The sequence below is a fragment of the Mesorhizobium sp. M2A.F.Ca.ET.037.01.1.1 genome (assembly GCF_003998075.1).
Lineage (GTDB): Bacteria > Pseudomonadota > Alphaproteobacteria > Rhizobiales > Rhizobiaceae > Mesorhizobium.
Genome location: NZ_RZSA01001086.1, coordinates 1 through 2,063 on the forward strand (window position 1 = coordinate 1; position 2,063 = coordinate 2,063).

General features: G+C 59.2%; 2 protein-coding genes. Both read right to left on the reverse strand.

Features of this window, described 5'->3' with window-relative positions:
* Nucleotides 1-818: plasmid partitioning protein RepB (repB, locus tag EOA27_RS33680; RefSeq protein ID WP_127258427.1), on the reverse strand; the 818-nt coding region annotated here is incomplete at its 3' end.
* A gap of 72 nt (nt 819-890) precedes the next feature.
* Nucleotides 891-2,063: plasmid partitioning protein RepA (gene repA, locus EOA27_RS33685; protein WP_127258429.1), on the reverse strand; the 1,173-nt coding region annotated here is incomplete at its 5' end.

Sequence of the window (2,063 nt, forward strand, 5' to 3'; positions counted from 1 at the left end):
CAACTGCGTTTTTGCGGGGCGGACTGTGTACGTTTCCTGGAGGCGGACGACTTGAGCCGCCGCACCAGAAGATCAAAGCGGCCATCGCTGGGAAGGGCGGCAAAGCCATACTCCTTGATCACCTCGAAGGCGATGTCGAGGTTTGATGGCTTGTCCATGAGCAGCTTAAGTTCATACCAGCGGTCGCGGCCGATGCCCTTTGCTTCGCCGATTGCATCAAGAACCTGTGCGGGCAGGCTTGCCACCGACAGCATCTTCGACAGCGTTGTACGGTCGATCGAAAGCGCCTTGAGAATGGTCGCGTTGTCCTCGTCGTAACGGAGACGTGCGAGGTCGGCGGCAAAGAGCGCTCTCTCGATGAATGGCACGTTGGCCCGAGCCGAGTTCTCCTGACCGAGCGTGAGGACGTGTTCGCGGTCCTCCATCTCCTTGACGACAGCGCGGACTTTGCGCCCAAGGGCCTTGGCGGCCTCGAGGCGCCGATGCCCAAACACCACCATGTAGCGGCCGACGGTTTTTGGGTGCGGCCGAACCAGAATAGGGGAGTTTTGGCCGTTCTCGCGGACTGCCTCCACCAGTTCGTTGAACTCCCGTTCGTCGTTCGCCCGTCTGTCTCGCACGAACGAGACGTCGATCGTGTCAGGCTCCAACTCGACGATGGTCTCGCCGGCAGCGAGCTTGTCGGCGCGCGCCGCCATGTCGTCCAACGTACTAAGGATCGACCGAGACGCGCCCTTCGCAGCGTATTCGACTACGGAGCGCTCGGCAGGCCTGTCGTTGTCGTCCAGTATGTTGGCGAAGGGGTTCTTACGAGCCATCGCTCAGCCTCATGATCTCTGCTATGCGTTTGAAAATGCGGCGCTTTTGGTCCGTATTGACGGCAGTCAACATCACAGACGCCCCCAAGCTCGGTGGAGCAGGCCCTGTATCTCGAAATTCGCCGCGTCCAAGGCTTCGATTGCCCGGTCGTAGGTGTCGCGATTGAAGTTGGCGCGCTCGACCTCGTACAGCGTCTGCTTGGTTAGTCCGGCATCGGAAATCGCCGTCGACTTCACCATCGGGTTCTTCAGAATCTCCTCGGCCAGGATGGACTGCATGAATCCCAGCATCTGAGTCTGGGGCACATCAGACGGCTCGTACCGGGTGATCAGGTAGCGGAGCCAGTCGATCTTTACCGGCGCTCCCTTCTCCCGGATGGATCTGACGAAGTTGCCCAACATGAGGAGGAACTGACTCATCGACATCAGATCGAGCATCTGGGGGTGAACCGTGACGAGGACCGAGGTGGAGGCGGTCAACGCGGTCAATGTGAGGAATCCGAGCTGCGGCGGGCAGTCGACGATTACGACGTCGAAGCGATCATCCACCTCCTCCAGCGATCGACCGAGCCGGCTGTAGAACCTCTTGCCCTCATTCGAGGTCTGCATCGAAAGGGGAGTGTCGAACTCGTATTCCTGCAATTCGAGGTTGGCTGGAATGATCTCGAGTAGAGGGAAGTTCGTGGGCAGTATCACGTCCGCGATCGGCTGTCGCTTCTCGTCATATCGGATTGCGTCGTATAGCGATGGATTCCCGTCTAGTTCCGGCTGGAAGCCATGTAATGCCGAAAGGGACGCTTGCGGGTCGAGGTCGATCGCCAAGACCCTGTGCCCGGTCAACGCAAGATGCTGCGCCAGGTGCGCGGCGGTCGTGGTCTTTCCAGAGCCACCTTTGAAATTGACTACGGCAATGACTTGAAGCTTCTCGCCCGGCTTGCGGAAGGGGACATATTTTTTGGCGTCGGATCGGCCGTACTTATCGAGGTAGTGCCGCAGTTCGATCATCTGCTCGGCAGTGTAAAAGCGCCGCCCACCAGCAGCGATGAGTGGCTCCGGCCCCTTTCCCTCAAGGTGGAGCCGCTTCAGGTTGTTCGGGCTGATGCCGAGGTAGTGCGCGACCTCAGCCATCGGAAATCGCCGAAGCGTCTTCTTTGCATTGGGCGGAAACTTCTCGAGCCGCAGCTGGTCAAGCTTGCGGGAGATCTCGGCGCCTTGCGTCAGGATCTTTTCATCAAATTCGAAAGG